The organism is Gordonia sp. SL306, assembly GCF_026625785.1.
GTDB lineage: Bacteria > Actinomycetota > Actinomycetes > Mycobacteriales > Mycobacteriaceae > Gordonia.
Genome location: NZ_CP113063.1, coordinates 3,983,600 through 4,003,863, shown reverse-complemented (window position 1 = coordinate 4,003,863; position 20,264 = coordinate 3,983,600). Strand labels below are relative to the sequence as shown.

Sequence of the window (20,264 nt, the reverse complement as noted above, 5' to 3'; positions counted from 1 at the left end):
CATGACCAGCACCGAGATCGCACCCACCACCACACCGCTCACCGGGGTCGTCGTCGAGCATCACCCGACCGAGGACGATCGGCCGACGGCCACCGGCAACCCCAACCACATCACGCTCGGTTACGAGCAGGTCGAGGCTCTCGGTCGAGACCTCGACGAGCTGCGCGCGCGAATCGTCGCCGACCTCGGCGAAAAGGACCGCGAATACCTGTACTCGATCATCCGGGCTCAGCGCGGATTCGAGATCGCGGGCCGCGGGCTCATGTACCTCGGTTTCTTCCCGCCGGCCTGGATCGCCGCCGTCGGCGCCCTCTCCGTGTCGAAGATCCTCGACAACATGGAGATCGGGCACAACGTGATGCACGGCCAGTACGACTGGATGCGCGAGGACACCTACAACTCGCGCGAGTTCGAGTGGGACACCGTCTGTCCCGCCGATCAGTGGCGGCACAGCCACAACTACATGCACCACACCTTCACCAACATCGTCGGTGAGGACCGCGACATCGGATACGGCATCCTCCGGATGGACCGCGACCAGAAGTGGAATCCCTACTACCTGGGCAATCTCGCCTACGCGACCGGCCTGATGCTGCTCTTCGAGTGGGGCGTGATGCTGCACGACCTCGAGGTCGAGAACATCGTCGCGGGCAAGCGCAAGTGGTACGACGTCAAAGGGCTCGTGAAGGGCATGTGGCGCAAGGCCGGTCGCCAGGTCCTCAAGGACTACGTGGTGTTCCCGGCGCTGACCGGCCCGATGTTCGTCACCACGCTACTGGGCAACGCCTCGGCGAACCTGGTCCGGAACGTGTGGACCTACTCGATCATCTTCTGTGGCCACTTCCCCAGCGGTGCACAGACCTTCACTCCCGAGGAGTGCGAGAACGAGACTCGCGGCCAGTGGTATCTGCGTCAGATGCTCGGGTCGGCCAACATCACCGGTAGCCCGTTGTTCCACATCATGAGCGGCAACCTCTCGCATCAGATCGAGCACCACCTCTTCCCCGATCTGCCGGCCAGCCGGTACCCGGAGATGTCCGGCGAGGTGCAAGAGATCTGCGAGCGCTACGGACTGCCGTACAACACCGGTTCGCTGAGCCAACAGCTCGGGTCGACCTGGAAGAAGATCGCCAAGCTCTCGCTGCCGAACTTCATGACGCGCGACGACAACGATCTGGTGGTCACTGTCGAACGCGAGAACCCTGCGTCGGCGGCATGACGACGGTGGGTGCGCACAGAGGTATTCTCGGTGCACATCCACCGACCATCAGCTCGAGGGGACTCACCATGGTCGATCGCATCGAACGCAACAAGGATCTGGTCCAGGAGTTGGTCGAATCGACGGCCACCCACGTGGGTCAGATCGCCACCATCATCACCGGAGCAGTCGCCGGCGTCGCACGGGAGATCGGTGACCTCGTCACCGACGGCTTCGAGATGCGTGACGCAGCCCGTAAGGCCCGACAGGACGAGGAGCGCGGCATCCTCGATGTCGACGAGGAGGACATCCTCGAGGGCGGCGACGCCGTCGAGGATGACGAGATCGGCGATCCGGTCGATCTCGGCGAGCTGCCCGCATCCGAGCCGGCTGCTCTCGCGGGCGCAGACGATGTCCCGGAGGAACCAGTCGATGTCGGCGAGCTGCCGGGCGAGCAACCCTGACACACGACGCCAGTAACCTTGTGCCCATGTCGGACATGTGGCACGTGCTGGAGTCCACTTTCGGATATGAGTCGTTCCGCGGCGACCAGGAAGAGATCGTCGGGCACGTGGTCGGCGGCGGAGATGCCGTGGTCCTCATGCCGACGGGCGGCGGCAAGAGTCTCTGCTATCAGGTCCCGGCGATGGTTCGCGACGGGTGCGGCATCGTGGTCTCGCCACTCATCGCGCTCATGGCCGACCAGGTGGCGGCACTTCGTGAACTCGGTGTCAGCGCCGCGTACCTGAACTCCACCCAGATGCCCGACGAACGGGCCGCGGTGGAGGACGCATTTCGCTCGGGCGAGCTCGACCTCCTGTACGTGGCACCCGAGCGCCTCAACACCGCAGGAACGCGAAACCTCCTGCAACAAGGGAAGATCGCGCTCTTCGCCATCGACGAAGCGCACTGCGTGTCCCAGTGGGGTCACGATTTCCGGCCGGACTACCTGGCGCTCGGAGAATTGGCCGAGCTGTGGCCCGACGTCCCGCGGATCGCGCTGACCGCGACCGCGACCGCACGAACCCATGCCGAGATCACCGAACGACTGCACCTGGGCGGCGCCCGCCATTTCGTGGCGGACTTCGACCGGCCGAACATCACCTACCGCATCGTCGGGAAAGCCGAACCGCGCAAACAGCTGCTGGCGTTCATCCGCAGCGAGGGCGTGGTAGACGGCGTGCCGGCCACGGGCATCGTGTATGCCCTGAGCCGGGCGTCGGTCGAGAAGACCGCCGAGTTCCTCGCGGCCAACGGCGTCGACGCGATGCCCTATCACGCAGGCCTCGACCGCACCGTCCGTCAGCGGACACTCGAGAGGTTCCTGCGCGCCGACGGCGTCGTGGTGGTCGCGACGATCGCGTTCGGCATGGGGATCGACAAACCAGACGTCCGCTTCGTCGCGCACATCGATCTGCCGAAGAGTGTGGAGGGCTACTACCAGGAGACCGGCCGCGCAGGACGTGACGGTCTGCCTTCGGTGGCCTGGATGACCTACGGCCTGGCCGACGTCATGCAGCAACGGCGGCTCATCGACCAGTCCGACGGCGACGCGAACCATCGTCGAGTCCAGCAGCAGCACCTCGACGCGATGTTGGCGTTGTGCGAGACCGTCGACTGCCGGCGCGGGCAGCTCCTGCGGTACTTCGGCCAGGACGCGACCCAGCCCTGCGGAAACTGCGACACCTGCCTGAGCCCGCCGGCCACCTCGGACGGGACGGTCCCTGCACAGAAGCTGCTGTCCACGATCGTCCGGTTACAGCGCGAGTTCCGGCAGTCCTTCGGCGCCGGACATCTCGTCGACATCCTGCGCGGTGCCGAAACAGCCCGTATCCGGGAGTTCGGCCACGACCGGCTCACCACCTACGGGATCGGCACCGAGCTCGACGCAGCGGGCTGGCGCAGCGCGATCCGACAGCTGGTCGCGACCGGGATCATCGCGCCGCAAGGCGATTACGGGGTGCTGACACTCACCGAGAAGAGCGGGCCGGTACTGCGCGGCGACGTCGCGGTGATGCTGCGGAACGATCCGGTGCGGAGCGTCACCCGTAGCCGGTCGGCGAAGCCTGCCGACGATCTCCCCGAGGCCGACCGTGAACTGTTCGAACACCTGCGTTCCTGGCGAAAGGCCGAGGCCTCGAGCCGCGGCGTCCCCCCATACGTCGTGTTCAACGACGCCACACTCCGGGAACTGGCGGCCCGCCGCCCCGAGACCCCGGAACAACTGCGCAGTGTGTCGGGCATCGGCGACGCGAAGCTCGAGCAGTACGGCGACGACGTCCTGGCGACCATCGCCACCTTCGAACCGGCGTGAGCGGAACATTTGCCCTGCTAGCGCGGTTGTACCTATCCTGAGCCGTCGTTGTCTCCAGGAGGTCCCGTGTCCCGTTCATTGCCCTCGGCGCTGACGTTTCCCAATCCCGTCAACGACTACGCGGCGCGATCGACCGCCGGACTGGTCATCCTCCTCGCCGTTGTCGCGATCCTGGTGAACAGTCCCGTCGTGTATGCACTCCTCGCGCTCGGCTTTCTGCTACGAGTGATGGCCGGCCCACGGTTCTCGCCGTTCGGGCAGCTCTCCGTCCGCGTGATCGCGCCCAAGATCTGGCGTAAATCGAAGCTCGTCCCGGGACCGCCGAAGCGATTCGCACAGACCATCGGGTTGGTCTTCAGCGGCACCGCCCTCCTGCTGTCATTGCTCGGCGTGGGATCGGCGGCACAGATCGTCGTCGGTCTCCTCATCGTGGCCGCCGGGCTCGAGTTCGTGTTCGGCCTCTGCCTCGGTTGTGTCGCATTCGGTTTCCTGCAGCGTCGCGGCATCATTCCCGAAACCGTGTGCGAGGCCTGCAACAACTTGTCGTTGCGCACTCCCGCGGCCACCTGATCCAGGATCAGTCGACGATCGGCCGGAGCAGCGATTCGGCCGCGTCCACGATGGCCGGGTGGCCGAGGTCCAGATCGTCGACCGCTACCACCTCGGGACGCGTCCACGATGCCAGCACACTCCACTGTGGCCGGTGATATGACCACCACGACACGGCCTCCCACGCGCGGTCGCCGCGCGCGTCGGACTCGGACCAGATCTGATGCCCCCACCGTTGTGTGAGAGTGAGATTGCGCCCGACGACGTGCGACGGGCGCAGTCCAAGTCGCACCAGCTGGGCAGGATCGTCGAGATCGAGTATCCGCAGGTCATCGGCTAGTCGGAACGTGCCGAGTGCGCGACGAGCACCCGGCAACTGCGGGAACTCGAACATGTCGTCCACCCATTCGCGGAGGTTGCCGAAGCTCTCACCGCATGCCGCCTCCGCGTGCCGCGAGACGTACCAGACGTAGTGATCCGGATGATCGATGCGGCCACCGACCTGCGGCCGGTGCTCGTACAGCGGATGGCCGGGACGACCGGTCACGGCGGATTCGAGGTACGGAAAAACCCGATAGACGAGCAATCAGGCTGCCCCGCCCCACGATTCGGCGTCGAGTGCGGTGAGCACCCCCGCCGCGCCCGCCTGTTTGAGGGCGTCGATCGGTCGAGCCCCGCCGAGATGGGCGTTCTGACTCGTCAGCCATGTCTGTGCGGCCTGCTCACCCCAGATCAGCCGAGCACGGGCGTAGACGTGCTCGAGGTCGATCAGCAACGGTGCGGCAATCGGGCCCGGGAACTCCTCTCCGGAGATCCACCGCGTCGGCTGGGATCGACTCACGCCGATCAGCTCCGCCAGGCGTGCCTTGCCGAAGCTGTCGGCGAGGTAACCGACCCGGCTCGGAGCCAGTGGGTCGAGGCGGTCGGCGGATCTCGATCCCGGACGGCGCGACTTCTTCGGCAGGTCGCTCACACGTGCGGTGGTCATCACCCGATCGTACCCAACAAATGTGTTGGGCGATTGAAATAAACTCAGTCCAGCAGACCCAGCGCGATGCCGTCGAGGATGTCGTGTTCACTGACCACGAGGTCGGTGATCTCGGCGCGCTCCCGCAGAACCCGGGCGAGTTCCATGGTGACCAGGGCACCACCGCCGATCACGTCGACCCGGCCGGGGTGCATGGGACCGAGCGCGGCCCGCTCGGCCCGGGTCATCCCGACCAGCCGCCGGCACACCACGTCGAGATCGTCGAGCGAGATACGTGAGAGATGGATGACCTCCGGGTCGTATTCGGCCAGTCCCGCACCCACCGCCGACAACGTGGTCATCGTGCCGGCCACACCCACCCAGGTGCGGGCATCGTCGACGGGCACCGCGGCGAAGGCCGGATCGAGTCGGCCGCGTGCGAACTCACGCGCCGCCACCACCTCGTCGGTGGTCGGCGGGTCCGACGGGAGACACCGTTCGGTCAGCCGGACGCAACCGATGTCTGCGGAGTACGCGGCGCGCACGCCGTCGGCATCACCCACCACGACCTCCGTCGATCCACCACCGAGATCGGTGACCACGAAAGGCCCACTCGCAGCGTCGAGTTCGCCGACCGCGCCGCGGAACGACAGCCGCGCCTCCTCGTCACCGGTGATCACCTCGGCGCCTGCACCGGGCACCACCCGACCCAGGATCTCCGAGGTCATCGCGAAGAAGTCGTCGCGGTTGGAGGCATCACGGGTCGCCGACGTCGCGACCATACGGACACGTTCGACGCCCGCCGCCACCATGATGTCGGCGTAGTCCGACAACGCCTTTCGGGTGCGTTCGATGGCTGCCGGGGCGAACTCACCATTGGCGTCGACGCCCTCGCCGAGCCGGACGACGCGCATCTCGCGGTGGATGTCGACGAGTGGGCTCGAGGAGTGATCTCGATCCGCCTCCTCGCTGCGCTCGGCGACCAGCAGGCGGATCGAGTTGGTTCCGCAATCCACGGCCCCCACGACGGTCACTCTGGGTCGTCCTCAGAGTTGTCGGTGTGCGCATAGCGGGGCCAGTCCGCAGGAATTGCCGTGCCGCGCAAGGGCCCTTCGGCCGCCAGCGCGACGGACTCGTCGCCCAGCGGGTTCAGACCGGGCCCCTTCGCGAGCGAATGTGCGATCAGCACGTGCAGACACTTCACCCGATCGGGCATGCCGCCGCCGGTGAAATCGGTGCCCAGCGACTCGATCGCATCACGCTCGGCGAGGTACGACTCGTGGGCGCGACGATAGGCCGCCGCCAACTCGGCATCGGCGCCCAGGCGCGCGGTCATCTCCTTCATCACCCCGGCCGACTCCTGACGACTCGCCTCGGCGGTGAGCCGCGGATCGGTCAGGTAATAGAGCGTCGGGAACGGCGTGCCGTCGGGCAACCGAGGAGTGGTCTTGATGACCGCCGGTGCACCGTCTGGTGTGCGATAGCTGACCTCCACGACGCCACGCGGCTCCCGACCGAGTTGCGCGGCGATGGTGGCCAGGTCGGTTGCAGAGACGCTCACTTGGCGTTCGGAGGGGTCGACACGGATTCCCAGAGATTGCCGTACCAGGGGTTGCGGGCGCGCTCCTCGGCCTTCTTCTGCGCGGCGACCCGCGCATCGTCATCGGGGTACATCATCACCACGGCCTTCTCGCCCGGCCGCACGAACTGAAGGCGCTCGCGCGCCTTCGCCTCGATATATGCCGGGTCACCCTGCTCGTTCACCTTCTGCTGATAGTCGGTGACCTCAGATCGGAGGCGCTCGTTGCCCGCCCGCAGCTGATCGAACTCCGAACGCTGCGAGAAATAGGTTCGGACCGGCATCGCAAGCGTCAGCGCGACAACGCTGATGACCAGCGCTAGGATGATCGCCCGCTTGGCATCGAGACCCTCCCACCGGGCGGTCAGCGAGGCGCGATCGAAGGTGCGCCTGCGCGTTCGTCGCGTCGACGAGCGCCGCGCGCGAGAGGAGATCCGGCCGGCCGGATCGGCTTCCGCCTCGGCGGCATCCCGTCCTGCCGAATCCAGCTCGTCCGCATGAACTTCCTGCTCGCCGGTCTCCGTCACCGAGATCCGGGACGGACGCGTCGGACCTGGGGTCACCCCCGGAGACCGGGGCCGGGCATGACCGCGCGCGGCACCGCCACGTCGGTCAGCCCGCACCCGATGACGCCGTCCATCCGGCATCCCGCGAGACGGCTGGGCACGCTCACTCCGCTCCCGGCGCCCGCCTGATGTCATGGGTTCAAGCTAATCACGAACCGAAGGAGAATCGCGGGAAGGCGAGGTCCCCCGCGTACCGTGCCGCGTCGCCCAGACCCTCTTCGATACGCAGGAGCTGGTTGTACTTCGCGACACGCTCGCTGCGGGCCGGCGCGCCGGTCTTGATCTGCCCACAGCTGCAGGCCACGGCCAGATCGGCGATGGTGGTGTCCTCGGTCTCACCCGACCGGTGACTCATCATGGTCTTGTAGCTGTTGTTGTGGGCGAGCGCCACGGCATCGAGCGTCTCGGTGAGCGAGCCGATCTGGTTGACCTTGACCAGCAGGGCGTTGGCGACACCTTCCGAGATGCCACGCTCGAGGCGTTCGGGATTGGTGACGAACAGGTCGTCCCCCACGAGCTGGACCTTGTCGCCGATGGCCTCGGTCAGCGCGGCCCAGCCGGCCCAGTCGTCCTCGGCGAGCCCGTCCTCGATCGACACGATCGGGAAGTCGGTCACCAGCTTCTCGAAGAAGGCGATCATGTCGCTCGACGAGCAGTCCTTGCCCTCGAGCTTGTAGACATCGTTGGAGTAGAACTCGGTGGCGGCGGCGTCGAGCGCCACGACGACGTCCTGGCCGAATTTGTAACCGGCCTTCTCCACCGCCTCGCCGATCGCGGCCAGGGCGGCCTCGGTGTTCGGCAGGTCGGGCGCGAACCCGCCCTCGTCGCCGAGCGCCGTGTTCATCCCCTGCTTGTGCAGGACCGACTTCAGCGAGTGGTACACCTCGGCACCACAGCGGAATGCCTCTTTGAACGTCGGAGCGCCGACCGGAGCGATCATGAACTCCTGGAAGTCGATTCCGTTGTCGGCGTGCTCGCCACCGTTGATGATGTTCATCATCGGGACAGGCAGGATGTGAGCATTCGGGCCGCCGAGGTAGCGGAACAGCGGCAGACCCGCCGACTCCGCGGCGCCCTTGGCCACGGCGAGTGACACACCGAGGATCGCGTTCGCGCCCAGTCGCCCCTTGTCGGGGGTGCCGTCGCAGTCGAGGAGCGCCTGATCGACCAGGCGCTGGTCCTCGGCCTCCAGACCGATGACCGCAGGTGCCAACTCGCCCAGCACACCCTCGACGGCCTTGGTCACGCCCTTGCCGCCGTAACGCTCACCGCCATCTCGCAATTCGACGGCCTCGTGCTCACCGGTCGAAGCTCCGGAGGGGACCGCCGCGCGGGTGAAGGTGCCGTCGTCGAGAACCACTTCGACCTCGACGGTCGGATTGCCCCGCGAATCGAGAATCTCGCGTGCACCGACCTGCTCGATCATTGCCACAGCTGTGCCCCTTTATGGTCGACGGGGTCGACGCCACTTCAACGCCGACGGGTACGCGTCAAAGCCTAATCGTTGGCCGGTGGACGCACGTGACAAGGGAGGGACCCGGCGCGGGGCCTCAGTATCGGACGTTGACCGAGTAGGCGTTGGCGCGGTCCCGGACATCGAGGACGTACTTCATCGAGTTGTTGTAGACCTTCACTGCATCCTCCCAGCCTTCAGGTGTGGTCATGTCACCACCCGAGGACACGCAGAGATACCGTGCGGCCGACAGCGCGGCGTCGTCGATGTTGTCGGGATCGGCCCTTCCGTCGCCGTTGGCATCCACTCCATAGCGTTTCCACGTCTCCGGGATGAACTGGAACGGTCCCATCGCGCGATCATGCGTGGGATCACCGTCCAGCTTTCCGCCATCGGTGTCGTGGATCTGCATGTTGCCCTTGGTGCCGTCGAGGGCCACACCACGAATCGGCGGCGCGGTGTCACCGTTGGCCGCGATGTCGGTCCCGTGGTGGGTGCCGTGCTTGCTCTCCACCGCTGCCACCCCGGCCAGCGTCGTCCACGCGAGTCCGCATTCGGGGTGCTGCTGACGCTGGATCTCGGCGGCGTTGCCGTATGCCTCGAGCGCGATCAGCGGGATGCCGGTGGAGTCCGAGATCGGGCCTGCCCAGCCACGGAGCAACTCGGCGGTCCGGCCCGGCGCGTTGACGTCGATATACGGGGTCGGCGCGCCAGGACCCGGCGGGATGCCGTCCGGGATGTCGGGACGGTTCAGTGAGGGCAGATCGAGGCACGCGGAGGCGACGAGCGCGGTCGCGCCGATCATCAGCGGAGCCAGAACCAGCCGGCGACCGGCCCCACGCCACACACTCATGCGCCCCCTCACTGCATCTCCTTCTGAGTCGTTTGTCCCGTTCTCCATGACAACTGCGGGGTACCCCTTTCGGTTCCCGCGCCGCGAGGCTACTGTCACGTGGTTAGCCTCACCAAACCTGATCACCAGTGTGAATCAGTCGCAGAAAGTCCGGCATGACGCATTTGGCCGCGGGTGGCGCGCCCTCGATTTTCGCGCAGATGTTCGGCAGCGGACTCATCGGACTTCGCGAAGGCCTCGAAACGGGCATCGTGGTGATGATCTTGGTGGCGTTCGTCGTGAAGGCGGATCGTCGGGACGCGTTGAAGTGGATCTGGGCCGGGGTCTCGGCCGCGGTCGCGATGGTCATCGTGATCTTTCTGATCATCCATCTGGGTACCTCAACGGTCACCACTTTGACCGCGGAGTTGATTGCCGGGTTGGCGTCGCTGGTCGCGGTGGTGATCGTGACGTTCATGGTGTTGTGGATGAGCAAGGCCGCCGCCCACATCTCGACGGACCTGAAATCGGGGATGTCGCATGCGTTGCTCACCGGTGGTGTATCGGTGATGGGCTTGGCGTTCCTGGCCGTCGGGCGTGAAGGATTTGAGACCGCGCTGTTGATGGTCGGTTACGCCGAGAGCGTGTCGGGCAGTTTGTGGCCGTTGCTGGGTTTGTTACTGGGCATCGTGGTCGCGATCGTGGTGACCGTGCTGCTCTATCGCGGTGCGGTGCGACTGAACTTCCACAAGTTCTTCCTCTACACCGGGATCTTCTTGATCTTCGTCGCCGCCGGCATCTTGTCCTACGGGGTGCGGGCCCTGCAGACCGTCGGATGGCTCCCCGGCGGCAGCACGCTGGCGTTCGACATCTCCGAGCACTACGACCAGTCGTCATGGTATGGCACCGTGCTGGCCGGCATCTTCAACGTCCGCCCCGATCCGACCGTCCTGCAGGTGGTGGCGTGGTGCCTGTACGTGGCGATCGTCCTCTACTTCTTCCTCCGCGCGAACCGGCAGCGGCCACCGGCCCCGACCGATGACGGTTCCACCTCGCAAGCCCCGGCAGCCACAGACGCCGGTACCTGAAAGGAACACAGGTGAATCCGAGAATCACCACTCCCATCGCGTTGCTGTCGCTGGCGGTCGCCGCGCCGATCCTGTTGGCCGGCTGCACCTCCAAGGACAGTGAGAACGGGGCGATCGCGGTCACCTCGACCAACGACGGCTGCGAACTCGACAGCACCGAGGCCCCGACCGGCGACGTGAACTTCAAGGTCGCCAACAACGGCTCCAAGGTCACCGAGTTCTATCTCTACGGCAACAACAACCGGGTTCTCGGCGAGGTGGAGAACATCGGGCCGGGCCTGTCGGGGAATCTGACCGTCGAGGTCACCGATCCGGGCACCTACACGGTGGCCTGCAAGCCCGGCATGGTCGGCACCGGCATCCGCAAGGAGATCTCGGTGACCGGCGAGAAGAAGGCCAAGGAGGAGGTTCCCGCCGACGTCAACGCCGCCAAGGCGCGCTACCTCGACTATGTGCGCGGCCAGGTCAACGGACTGTCGGCGCAGGCGCAGATCTTCGTCGACCACGTCAAGGCGGGTGAACTCGACCAGGCCAAGGCCATGTTCGGTCAGGTGCGCACCTTCTACGAGCGGATCGAGCCCGTCGCGGAGTCTTTCCCCGATCTCGACCCGGCCATCGACATGCGCTGGGACGACACCGAGGACGGTTCGCAGCCGTTCACCGGCTTCCACCGCGTCGAGCGGGCCCTGTGGCCGCCGCAGCAGGCCGAGGTCGGCGAGGCACCCGGGCAGATCGCCCCGGCCGATGCCGCCAACGCGAAGGCGACCGACAACAAGGCCGATATCGACAAGGCCGCCGACGAACTGCTGGCCAACGTCAACAAGCTCAAGACCGAGGTCAACAAGCCCGACTTCACCTTCGAGACACGCCAGTTCGTGCAGGGACCGCAGGCGTTGATCGACGAGATCGCCGCCACCAAGGTCGGCGGTGAAGAGGATCGCTACTCCCACACCGACCTGTGGGACTTCGCCGCCAACGTCGATGGTGCCGAGACCCTGATCGCGGAGATGCAGCCGATGATCTCGGCCAAGGACCAAGCGCTGATGGACAAGATCACCGCCCAGTTCGCCGATGTCCGCACCGCCATCAACCAGTACCGTGACGGCGACGGCTACGTCACCTACACCCAGGTCACCGCCGAGCAGCGCAAGGACTTGTCCAACAAGATCGACGCGCTCTCGGCGTCACTGTCGCAGGTCCCGGGGCTGGTGCTGGGATAAATGTCGGAGAACACCCCGCCGCCGGCCGAACCCACAGGACGCCAACGCATCTCGCGTCGAGCACTGTTGGGGGGTGCCGGCGTCGGGGTGGTCGCCGCCGCCGCGGGTGGTGCGATCGGCCGGGCCACCGCGGCCGAGGACACCAGCGGGACGCAGGTCGTCGCCTTCCGGGGCGAACGTCAGTCCGGGATCATCACGGCAGCACAGGACCGCCTGCACTTCGCCAGTTTCGACGTGATCACCGACTCGCGATCGGATCTGGTCGCGATGCTCCAGAAGTGGACCGTCGCGGCCGAGCGCATGACCAGGGGCGAACAGACCGCTCCCGACGGCGCCGTCGGACTCGGCGATTACACACCGCCCGCCGACACCGGGGAAGCGCTCGGTCTCGACGCCGCCAATCTCACGCTCACCATCGGTTTCGGCCCCGGGATGTTCGGGCCGAGTGCATCCGATCCCGATCGTCGCGATCGATTCGGCATCGCGGATCGCAAACCGCCCGCGCTGGTCGACCTGCCGGCGTTCGCCGCCGAGAAGATCGAATCGTCCCGTTCGTTCGGTGACATCTGCGTTCAGGCCTGCGCCGACGACCCGCAGGTCGCCGTGCACGCCATCCGGAACCTGGCCCGGATGGGTCTTGGTGTGGTGGCGGTCCGCTGGTCGCAGCTGGGATTCGGCCGCACGTCGTCGACCACCCAGTCCCAGGAAACGCCGCGCAACATGTTCGGCTTCAAGGACGGAACCGCGAACCTCCGGGCCGAGGACACCGATCTGCTCGACCGCTGGGTGTGGGTGACGAAGGAGGACAACCCCGCGAACGCCCAGTGGATGACCGGCGGCACCTACCTCGTCGCACGCCGCATCCGGATGGACATCGAGCCGTGGGATCGCGCCAACCTGCTGGAGCAGGAACAGATCGTCGGGCGGTTGAAGGGCTCCGGCGCACCGTTGGGTCAACAAAACGAGTTCGACGCCCCGGACTTCGACGTCACGTCGTACGGCGCACCGATGATCCCCCGCACCGCACATGTCAGGCTCGCCCATCCCGACAACCTCGGCGGGGTCCAGATCCTGCGTCGGGGCTACAACTTCACCGACGGCTCCGACGGATTCGGTCACCTCGACGCCGGGCTGTTCTTCATCGCGTTCAACCGGGACACCGGAAAGCAATTCGTGCCGATGCAGCAGGTGTTGTCCCGCAAGGACGCGATGACCGAGTACCTGATCCCCAACGGGTCGTCGGTGTTCGCGGTACCGCCGGGCTTGCGACCCGGCGAGTGGTGGGGTCAGGGACTGTTCGGCTGAGCCCGCGATTCCTCGCCGACAGCAACGTGGTTCTCGCCGACGGCAACGGGATCTTCGTCGACAGCACCAGGTTCTTCGTCGACAGCAACGGGGGCCAGCGCCGCGAGCCACGCCGCACGAGTGCTCGGCGCTCCCCCGTCGGCATCCGCACGTTTCTCGACGTCACGGACGTGCGCCATGAACGCCCGGACTCGTTGTCGTGCCAGCTCTTCGACGCTGTCACCCCCGGGTTCGACGGCGACCGACGTGATCTCCGGATCGATGGTGTCGAGCGGAAAGTCGGCGGCCGACAGCCGTTCCAGGACCTTCTGCGTCAGGGCCAGCGCCGGCGCCGTCGTGGCGACCCCGTCGAAAACCGATCCGCGGTTCTTCTCGGCCGCCTTACGCTCTTCCCATTCCCGGATCTGCGTCTCGAGGTCGGCATGAGCACCCGACAGGATGCCCGGCGTGCGGCCGGTCACCTTGTCGGTGAAACTCTGGGCGACATCGTCGATGTCGAACGGATGGTCGGGATCGTCGGCGGCGATCCGGGCGTGGAACAACACCTGGAGCAACAGGTCTCCCAGTTCCTCGCGTAGCAGCTCGGGATCGTCGTCGTCGATCGCATCGAGCAGTTCATAGCATTCTTCGAGCAGGTACCGGCGCAGTGTGGCGTGCGTCTGGGTGCTCTCCCACGGTCCGGTTCGTCGGAGGGTGTCCATCAGCGCGACAGCCGCGAGCAATGCATCGCCGGGAACCCCCCGGGCGGCGATCAGGTCGTCGCCGCGCTCGAGCCGGGCGCGGACGAACCGGTGCGTCCGGTCGCTCGTGAGCAGCGTCGACTCCGGATCGTCCACCTCGGCCCAGGACGCCGACGTCTTGCCCAATTCCCACAGCGTCGACGGATGGATGTCCTCGGTGATGACGAGCGGACCGGACAGCAGAGGGATGGCACGCAACGGGATCACGTCATGGCGAAGGGGATCGAGTAGCACGACGGTCATCGAGTCATCCTCCGGGTCGGGCTGCGGGTGTCACGACCGTAACCCAGGACGAGCCAGGTGGGTGGCCACACCGGCAGAGTCGACGACGTGTGTCGGTGCTCTCGACGAGAAATCGGGTGCCCTCGACGGGCTTTCAGTCGGGCTGCGGCCGAAGGGCCAGCAAGAAGCCGTTGACGTAGTCGATGACCTCCTCGTCGCGCAGGCGGGCCGACCCGACACCTCCGGTCCGCGGGATCGGCAAGGTGATGACCGACGTGGTGGCGCGGTACCCGGCCGCCGGGTAGAGCCGTTTGAGCCGGACCTGTTCGCTGTCGAGCAGGGTCATCGGCGCGATCTTCATGCCCGTACCGGCCAGGCCGATCTCCGTGACCCCCCGCTCCCGGCAGCGCAGACGCAGCCGAGCGATCGCCGCGAGCCGGCCGGTCTCCTCGGGCGGTTCGCCGTAGCGGTCGGCGAGTTCGGCCAGGACACTGTCGACGGCCGCGTCGTCGGTCGCCGACGCGAGCTTCCGGTAGGCCTCCAGGCGCAGACGGTCGGAGTCGACGTACTCGACGGGGATGTGGGCATCCACGGGCAGGTCGATCCGAACCTCAGCGGGTTCGCTTGTCGACACCGGCTTGCCGTCGGCGGCGGCGCGGTAGGCCTCGACGGCCTCGCCGACCAGTCGCACGTAGAGGTCGAACCCGACGCCCGCCACGTGTCCGGACTGCTCGGCACCCAGAACATTTCCCGCACCACGTAATTCGAGGTCCTTGAGCGCCACCGCCATGCCCGCGCCGAGCTCGTTGTTCTGCGCGATCGTGGCAAGGCGGTCGTACGCGGTCTCGGTGAGCGGACGCTCGGGGCTGTAGAGCAGGTAGGCGTACCCACGCTCCCGGCTGCGACCGACACGTCCGCGCAGCTGGTGCAGCTGCGACAGACCCAGATTCTCCGCGCGATCGACGATGAGGGTGTTGGCGTTCGAGATGTCGAGACCGGTCTCGATGATCGTGGTGCAGACCAGGACGTCGTACTCGCGGTTCCAGAACCCGGCGACCGTGCGTTCGAGCTGATCCTCGTTCATCTGACCGTGGGCCACCACGACCCGCGCCTCGGGGACCATCTGGGCGATGTCCCGAGCGGTCTTGTCGATGGTCGAGACGCGGTTGTGCACGTAGAAGACCTGGCCGTCGCGGAGCAGCTCCCGTCGGATCGCGGCACCGACCTGTTTGGCCGCGTACCCGCCGACGTAGGTGAGGACGGGATGTCGCTCCTCCGGCGGGGTGAGGATTGTCGACATCTCCCGGATGCCTGCCATCGACATCTCCAGGGTTCGCGGGATCGGGGTCGCCGACATCGTCAGCACGTCGACATGCGTGCGCAACGACTTGATGTGTTCCTTGTGCTCGACGCCGAACCGCTGCTCCTCGTCGACGATCACCAGACCGAGGTCCTTCCACGTCACCCCGGTCTGGAGGAGCCGGTGGGTCCCGATGACGATGTCGACATCGCCGGTCGCCATCGCGTCGATGATCTCCTTCGACTCCTTGGTGTCGGTGAATCGCGACAGACCGCGGACGCGCACCGGGAACTCACTCATCCGTTCGGTGAACGTCTGCAGGTGTTGTTGCGCAAGAATGGTTGTCGGCACCAGGACGGCGACCTGCTTGCCGTCCTGGACCGCCTTGAAGGCCGCCCGGACAGCGATCTCGGTCTTCCCGTAGCCGACGTCGCCGACGATCACGCGGTCCATCGGGACCGCTCGCTCCATGTCCGACTTCACCTCGGCGATCACCGTGAGCTGATCCATCGTCTCGGTGAAGTCGAAGGCGTCCTCCATCTCGCGCTGCCACGGCGTGTCCGGGCTGTAGGCGTACCCAGGGGCCGCGTGGCGGGCGGCGTAGAGCTGCACGAGCTCACCGGCGATCTCCCGAACCGCCTTGCGCGCTTTGCGTTTGGTGTTCTGCCAGTCGGAGCCACCCAACTTCGACAACGACGGCTGTTCGCCACCGACATACCGCGACAACTGGTCGAGCGCGTCCATCGGTACATAGAGCCGATCACCCGGTTGACCGCGCTTGCTCGCCGCGTACTCGAGGACCAGGTACTCCCGCCGCGCCCCGGACACGGTTCGCTCGATCATCTCGACGAACTTGCCGATGCCGTGCTGGTCGTGCACCACCATGTCCCCGGCGGTCAGGGCCAACGGGTCGACCTGGTTGCGACGCTTGGCCGGCAGCCGTCGGCCGTCACGCACGCCGGCCACCCGGTTGCCGGTCAGGTCGGTCTCGGTGACGATCACCAGCCGCGCATCGGGACACACCACACCGCTGCGCAGCGTCCCGTGGAACACCGAGACCTGCCCCGGCTGGGGTTGGACACCGGGTTCGACGATCTCGGCGGGCACCTCGGCCTCGGCCAGTCGCTCGCCGACCCGCTGCGCGGTTCCCTTGCCCGCCACGACGACGGCCGCGATACCACCGGTGGTGACATGCGCGCGGAGATTCGCGAAGGTGGCGGCGATGTCTGCCTCGTTGCCACGTGGGGTCGGTCCCGCGGTCAGGTCGAGTTCGATCTCGTCGCCGCTCCCGGTCGAGAGCGGGCTCATCGTCCACCAGGAACGACCGGCGGCCAGCGTCGTCTTCTCGACCTCGTCGAGGGATCGATACGAGCTCGCCTGCAGGTCGATACCCGAACCGTCGGCCGAACGGCCGTCGACGGGGGCGGCCGCCCCCAGCGCCGCGGCCGTCCACGACGCCTCCAGGAACTCCGCACCAGTCTGCGCGAGATCCGCTGCGCGGGTGCGGACCTTCTCCGGGTCCAGCAACAGCACACCGGTCCCGTCCGGGAACACCTGTGTCAGCATCTGCATCCGACCCTCGACGAGCATCGGGATCAGGGCTTCCATGCCTTCGACGGGGATGCCTTCGGCCAGCTTCGTCAGCATCTCCGCGAGCACCTGTTCGCCCGCGTGCTCGGCCGCCAGGTCGGCTGCCCGTGCACGGACCTCGGGCGTCAGGATCAGCTCGCGACCCGGATGGATGCGAACCACCGATGCGTCGATCTCGGGCTGACTACGCTGGTCCGCCACCGAGAAAGCCCGGATCTCGGAGATCTCGTCGCCCCAGAACTCGACCCTTACCGGGAAGTCGGCCGTCGTCGGGAAGACGTCGAGGATGCCGCCGCGGACGGCGAACTCGCCACGCCGACCCACCATGTCCACGCGCTCGTAGGCCATCTCGACGAGGTCGTTCAGCAGACCCTCGAAATCGATCTCGATGCCTTCGCGCAGCGTGATGGTGCGGGTCTCACCCAAGCCGGGGGCCATCGGCTGGACCAGCGAACGCACCGTGGTGACCACCACCCGCAGGGCGGTGCCCTCCCCGGGGTTGGCCAGTCGATGCAGGACGGCCAGACGCTGGCCGACCGTGTCCGCGCTCGGTGACAGTCGCTCGTGCGGCAGGGTCTCCCAGGACGGGAACTGGGCGACCGCGGCCGGGTCGTCGAGGAGTTCGGCCAGCTCGGCCGTCAGATCGTCTGCCTCGCGCCCGTTGGCGGAGACCACCAGTAGAGGAGCGGCCGAGGTCTCGGTCGCCGCGGCGCCCGCGAGGCAGGCCACCACGAACGGCCGGGCCGAATCGGGCGCGCTGATGTCGAGACGCTCCTGGCCTCGCCGCCCCACCAGATCCGCGATCGCCTTGTCCGAACATGTGACCGCGGCGAGCCCGTGTAGGGCGGGGGTAGATGACACTCCAACGATTCTAGTTTGTGGGTGCGACGACGGATCAGCGCAGCGGGCGCTGCAGATATACGCAGTCGATCCACTGGTCGAACTTGTACCCCACGGAGGGTGTCCGGCCGACCTCGGTGAAGCCGTGTTTGAGGTGCAAGGCGATCGACGCCTCACCACCGGTGGCCGCGATCACCGCGATGACCTGCCGCACGTTGTCCGGGTCGGCCGCCTCGAGGAGGGCGCCCAGCAACGCCGATCCGATCCCCCGACCGCCGGCTTCGGGGTTCAGGTAGATCGTGTCCTCGGCGGTCCAGGCGTATGCACGCTTGTCTCGAAAGGATCCGAGGTAGGCGAACCCCAGGACCGCCCCTTCGTCCTCTGCCACCAGGAACGGGCGCCCGGCCGCGGCGATCGCGGCGAGCTTGGCCTCCCAGGCGTCCCGGGTCGGCGCCTCGTAGTCGAAGGTCGCAAACGTGTGCTCGACGTAATGCCGGTAGATGTCGGAGACCGTGGCGCAGTCGGCCGATACGGCGGGACGGATGGAGACCATGCGGTCGATGATGCCGGATCGACGGTGCTGCTCGCGAGCGAGTGGCACCTGCTCGGAATCAAACGGACCGTGGTCCAGTTGAGTAGGATATGACCATGTCAGAGGAGACGTCACTTCAACCCGCGCTCTTCCTGAGCCACGGCGCACCGCCGTTGGTCGACAGCGAACGCTGGGTGAATCAATTGACCGCACTCGCGGGGCGTCTCGACCGGCCGTCGGCGATTCTCGTGGTCTCAGCGCACTGGGAGGCGGCGCCGCTGACCATAGGGTCGACCGACCCGACAACCGCGCTCACCTACGACTTCTGGGGCTTTCCCGATCGGTACTACCAGACCACCTACTGGTCCCCGGGCGCCGACAGCCTCGCCACCCGGGTCGCGGCCATGATGCCCGACGGCGAGCCCATCGCCCACGACCGGGGTCGCCGCCTCGACCACGGCGCGTACGTCCCGCTGACGGTGATGTACCCCGACGCCGACATCCCGGTTCTGCAGGTCTCCCTGCCGACGCTCGACCCGGAACGTTTGCTCGATCTCGGTCGTCGTCTGGCACCGCTGCGGGAGGAGGGTGTGTTGATCATCGGTTCGGGCTTCACCACCCACGGCCTCCCCTACCTGACCGACCCGACGCCCGAAGCCACCCCGCCGGGGTGGTCTGCGGAGTTCGACACCTGGGCCCAGGAGCGTTTCGCAGCGGGAGATGTCGAGTCGCTCATCGACTTCCGCAATCGCGCCCCCGGCATGCCCTATGCGCACCCGACCATCGAGCACTTCTCCCCGCTCTTCGTCGCACTCGGTGCGAGCAGCGACGTCGAGCAGAAGCCCGATCAGGCGATCGACGGGTTCTGGATGGGATTGGCCAAGCGGAGTCTGGTCCTGTCCTGATCAGACTAGCCGGTCACCGAAGACGTGATCGAGTCGTTCGATGCAGATCTCCGCGAGGTCGACGTCCCCGAGGTCCAGGATCTCGTTGAGGCGCAGGAGAGGAACGGCCAGCAACAGTCCGGCGGCCACATGGGCGAACCTCATGTGGTCCAGGCGCAGCCCTGTACGCCGCCGATAGCGGTCCAGGGTCTCTTCGGTCGACGGCGTGCCCGGGGCCGGGGCGTGGTCGGGAAACGGGCTGCTGATCCAGTCGGTGGTCAGCATCCACGCGAGATCACCGGCCGGGTCGCCGAGGTAGGCGATCTCCCAGTCCAGCGCCGCGACCACGTCGAACTCGTTGTTGTAGAGCACATTCGACATCCTGCTGTCGCCCCAGCAGAGCCCGACGTGCTCGGGCTCGTACAGATGCCCGTCCAGCCAGTCGAGGGCGTCGATGAACTCCTTGCGCGGCGCCGTCGATCCGCTTGCCCACTCGATCGCATACCTGAGGAACCCCGCCAGCCGTTGTGGCGCCGACGATCCGAATGCACGAAGGTCCAAGAAGCCGAGGCGCCGAGCTGCCGGATCCACCGCGCGAAGTGACGCGATCACATCGACGCAGCCGCTCCACAATTCGGCCCGGCCCGCCGCGTCCGCGTCGGCGAAGATGCCTGCCTGGTGATAAGGCGGCACATCGCTGACGGTCACGGCGTCGTCGATGCGGTCCATCACGAAGTACGGTGTCCCCAGGTCGGTTCCAGGCGCATCGATCCAGCGCATCGTGGGGACGGGGACGTCGGTGGCGCGGAGACGGTCCATCGTCAGATACTGCCGACGCAAGTCGAAATCCGGCAGGACCGGACGTTCGGGAGGCCTCCGGAAGACCAGTCCGACCGAATCGTCGTCGCCATCGTCGACTCCGACGAGATCGAAGAGGTAGGTCTCCGTGGAATAACCTTGTGCCGCCGGTCGCCAGTTCTCGATCACGGCCCGCCCAGCACCCCGAACACGTCGGCGAACAATCGGTTCGAGCGCCTCCGGGAGGAGGTCGGCCGCGATGCGCGCGGCGCGCGAAACCGTCACGT

Annotated in this window: 19 protein-coding genes; 8 read left to right on the top strand and 11 right to left on the bottom strand. The window is 66.8% G+C overall.

Annotated features, from left to right (window positions below; translation table 11 throughout):
- Position 1 precedes the first annotated feature (1 nt).
- The 4 genes from OVA31_RS18375 to OVA31_RS18360 all read left to right on the top strand — a co-directional run bounded on the left by OVA31_RS18375 (position 2) and on the right by OVA31_RS18360 (position 4,082).
- Positions 2-1,219: a fatty acid desaturase family protein gene (locus OVA31_RS18375; RefSeq protein ID WP_267628048.1), complete on the top strand. Its 1,218-nt coding sequence runs from the start codon at positions 2-4 to the stop codon at positions 1,217-1,219.
- A 68-nt stretch (positions 1,220-1,287) separates the two neighbouring features.
- Positions 1,288-1,662, top strand: coding sequence for a hypothetical protein (locus tag OVA31_RS18370; RefSeq protein WP_267628047.1), 375 nt, complete (start codon positions 1,288-1,290; stop codon positions 1,660-1,662).
- A 26-nt stretch (positions 1,663-1,688) separates the two neighbouring features.
- Positions 1,689-3,512 (top strand): DNA helicase RecQ, encoded by a 1,824-nt coding sequence (gene recQ / locus OVA31_RS18365; protein WP_267628046.1) that lies wholly within the window; start codon positions 1,689-1,691, stop codon positions 3,510-3,512.
- Between the two features lie 66 nt (positions 3,513-3,578).
- A complete protein-coding gene (locus tag OVA31_RS18360; protein ID WP_267628045.1) occupies positions 3,579-4,082 on the top strand; it encodes a DUF4395 domain-containing protein in 504 nt (167 codons plus the stop codon).
- A gap of 7 nt (positions 4,083-4,089) precedes the next feature.
- Here the strand turns inward: OVA31_RS18360 and OVA31_RS18355 are convergent, their stop codons facing one another.
- The 7 genes from OVA31_RS18355 to OVA31_RS18325 all read right to left on the bottom strand — a co-directional run bounded on the left by OVA31_RS18355 (position 4,090) and on the right by OVA31_RS18325 (position 9,479).
- Entirely contained in the window at positions 4,090-4,647 is a 558-nt protein-coding gene (locus tag OVA31_RS18355; protein WP_267628044.1) for an RES domain-containing protein, read from the bottom strand.
- Positions 4,648-5,049 carry an MbcA/ParS/Xre antitoxin family protein gene (locus OVA31_RS18350; RefSeq protein WP_267628043.1) on the bottom strand — a complete coding sequence of 134 codons (402 nt, stop codon included), beginning with the start codon at positions 5,047-5,049 and terminating at the stop codon, positions 4,648-4,650.
- Positions 5,050-5,093: 44 nt separating this feature from the next.
- Positions 5,094-6,062 carry a Ppx/GppA phosphatase family protein gene (locus OVA31_RS18345; protein WP_267628042.1) on the bottom strand — a complete coding sequence of 323 codons (969 nt, stop codon included), beginning with the start codon at positions 6,060-6,062 and terminating at the stop codon, positions 5,094-5,096.
- Complete coding sequence (locus OVA31_RS18340) at positions 6,059-6,589, bottom strand: DUF501 domain-containing protein (protein WP_267628041.1); 531 nt, start codon at positions 6,587-6,589, stop codon at positions 6,059-6,061. Before OVA31_RS18340 ends, OVA31_RS18345 begins: the two co-directional genes overlap by 4 nt.
- The gene (locus OVA31_RS18335; protein ID WP_267628040.1) at positions 6,586-7,134 is read right to left on the bottom strand and encodes an FtsB family cell division protein; all 549 of its coding nucleotides are present in this window, start codon (positions 7,132-7,134) and stop codon (positions 6,586-6,588) included. Before OVA31_RS18335 ends, OVA31_RS18340 begins: the two co-directional genes overlap by 4 nt.
- A gap of 187 nt (positions 7,135-7,321) precedes the next feature.
- Positions 7,322-8,605, bottom strand: a complete 1,284-nt coding sequence (gene eno, locus OVA31_RS18330; protein WP_164306911.1) for a phosphopyruvate hydratase — start codon at positions 8,603-8,605, stop codon at positions 7,322-7,324.
- Between the two features lie 118 nt (positions 8,606-8,723).
- Positions 8,724-9,479, bottom strand: a complete 756-nt coding sequence (locus OVA31_RS18325; RefSeq protein ID WP_420714070.1) for a lytic transglycosylase domain-containing protein — start codon at positions 9,477-9,479, stop codon at positions 8,724-8,726.
- A gap of 155 nt (positions 9,480-9,634) precedes the next feature.
- Between OVA31_RS18325 and efeU the strand changes: the two genes are divergently transcribed.
- Genes efeU through efeB form a run of 3 tightly spaced genes read left to right on the top strand, consistent with a single transcriptional unit; the run spans position 9,635 to position 13,071 of the window.
- Positions 9,635-10,546, top strand: a complete 912-nt coding sequence (gene efeU, locus OVA31_RS18320; RefSeq protein ID WP_267628039.1) for an iron uptake transporter permease EfeU — start codon at positions 9,635-9,637, stop codon at positions 10,544-10,546.
- An 11-nt stretch (positions 10,547-10,557) separates the two neighbouring features.
- A complete protein-coding gene (efeO, locus tag OVA31_RS18315; RefSeq protein WP_267628038.1) occupies positions 10,558-11,766 on the top strand; it encodes an iron uptake system protein EfeO in 1,209 nt (402 codons plus the stop codon).
- Complete coding sequence (gene efeB / locus OVA31_RS18310) at positions 11,767-13,071, top strand: iron uptake transporter deferrochelatase/peroxidase subunit (protein ID WP_267628037.1); 1,305 nt, start codon at positions 11,767-11,769, stop codon at positions 13,069-13,071. It begins immediately after the preceding gene.
- Here efeB and OVA31_RS18305 read toward each other — a convergent pair.
- The 3 genes from OVA31_RS18305 to OVA31_RS18295 form a co-directional block, all read right to left on the bottom strand.
- Positions 13,053-14,054, bottom strand: coding sequence for a MazG family protein (locus tag OVA31_RS18305; protein WP_267628036.1), 1,002 nt, complete (start codon positions 14,052-14,054; stop codon positions 13,053-13,055). The genes efeB and OVA31_RS18305 overlap by 19 nt on opposite strands.
- A 133-nt stretch (positions 14,055-14,187) precedes the next feature.
- Positions 14,188-17,784, bottom strand: a complete 3,597-nt coding sequence (gene mfd, locus OVA31_RS18300; RefSeq protein WP_267628035.1) for a transcription-repair coupling factor — start codon at positions 17,782-17,784, stop codon at positions 14,188-14,190.
- Between the two features lie 34 nt (positions 17,785-17,818).
- Positions 17,819-18,316 carry a GNAT family N-acetyltransferase gene (locus OVA31_RS18295; RefSeq protein WP_267628034.1) on the bottom strand — a complete coding sequence of 166 codons (498 nt, stop codon included), beginning with the start codon at positions 18,314-18,316 and terminating at the stop codon, positions 17,819-17,821.
- An 89-nt stretch (positions 18,317-18,405) separates the two neighbouring features.
- Between OVA31_RS18295 and OVA31_RS18290 the strand changes: the two genes are divergently transcribed.
- Entirely contained in the window at positions 18,406-19,200 is a 795-nt protein-coding gene (locus tag OVA31_RS18290; RefSeq protein ID WP_267628033.1) for a dioxygenase, read from the top strand.
- Here OVA31_RS18290 and OVA31_RS18285 read toward each other — a convergent pair whose 3' ends face one another.
- The gene (locus OVA31_RS18285) at positions 19,201-20,262 is read right to left on the bottom strand and encodes a phosphotransferase family protein (RefSeq protein WP_267628032.1); all 1,062 of its coding nucleotides are present in this window, start codon (positions 20,260-20,262) and stop codon (positions 19,201-19,203) included.
- Positions 20,263-20,264: the final 2 nt, after the last annotated feature.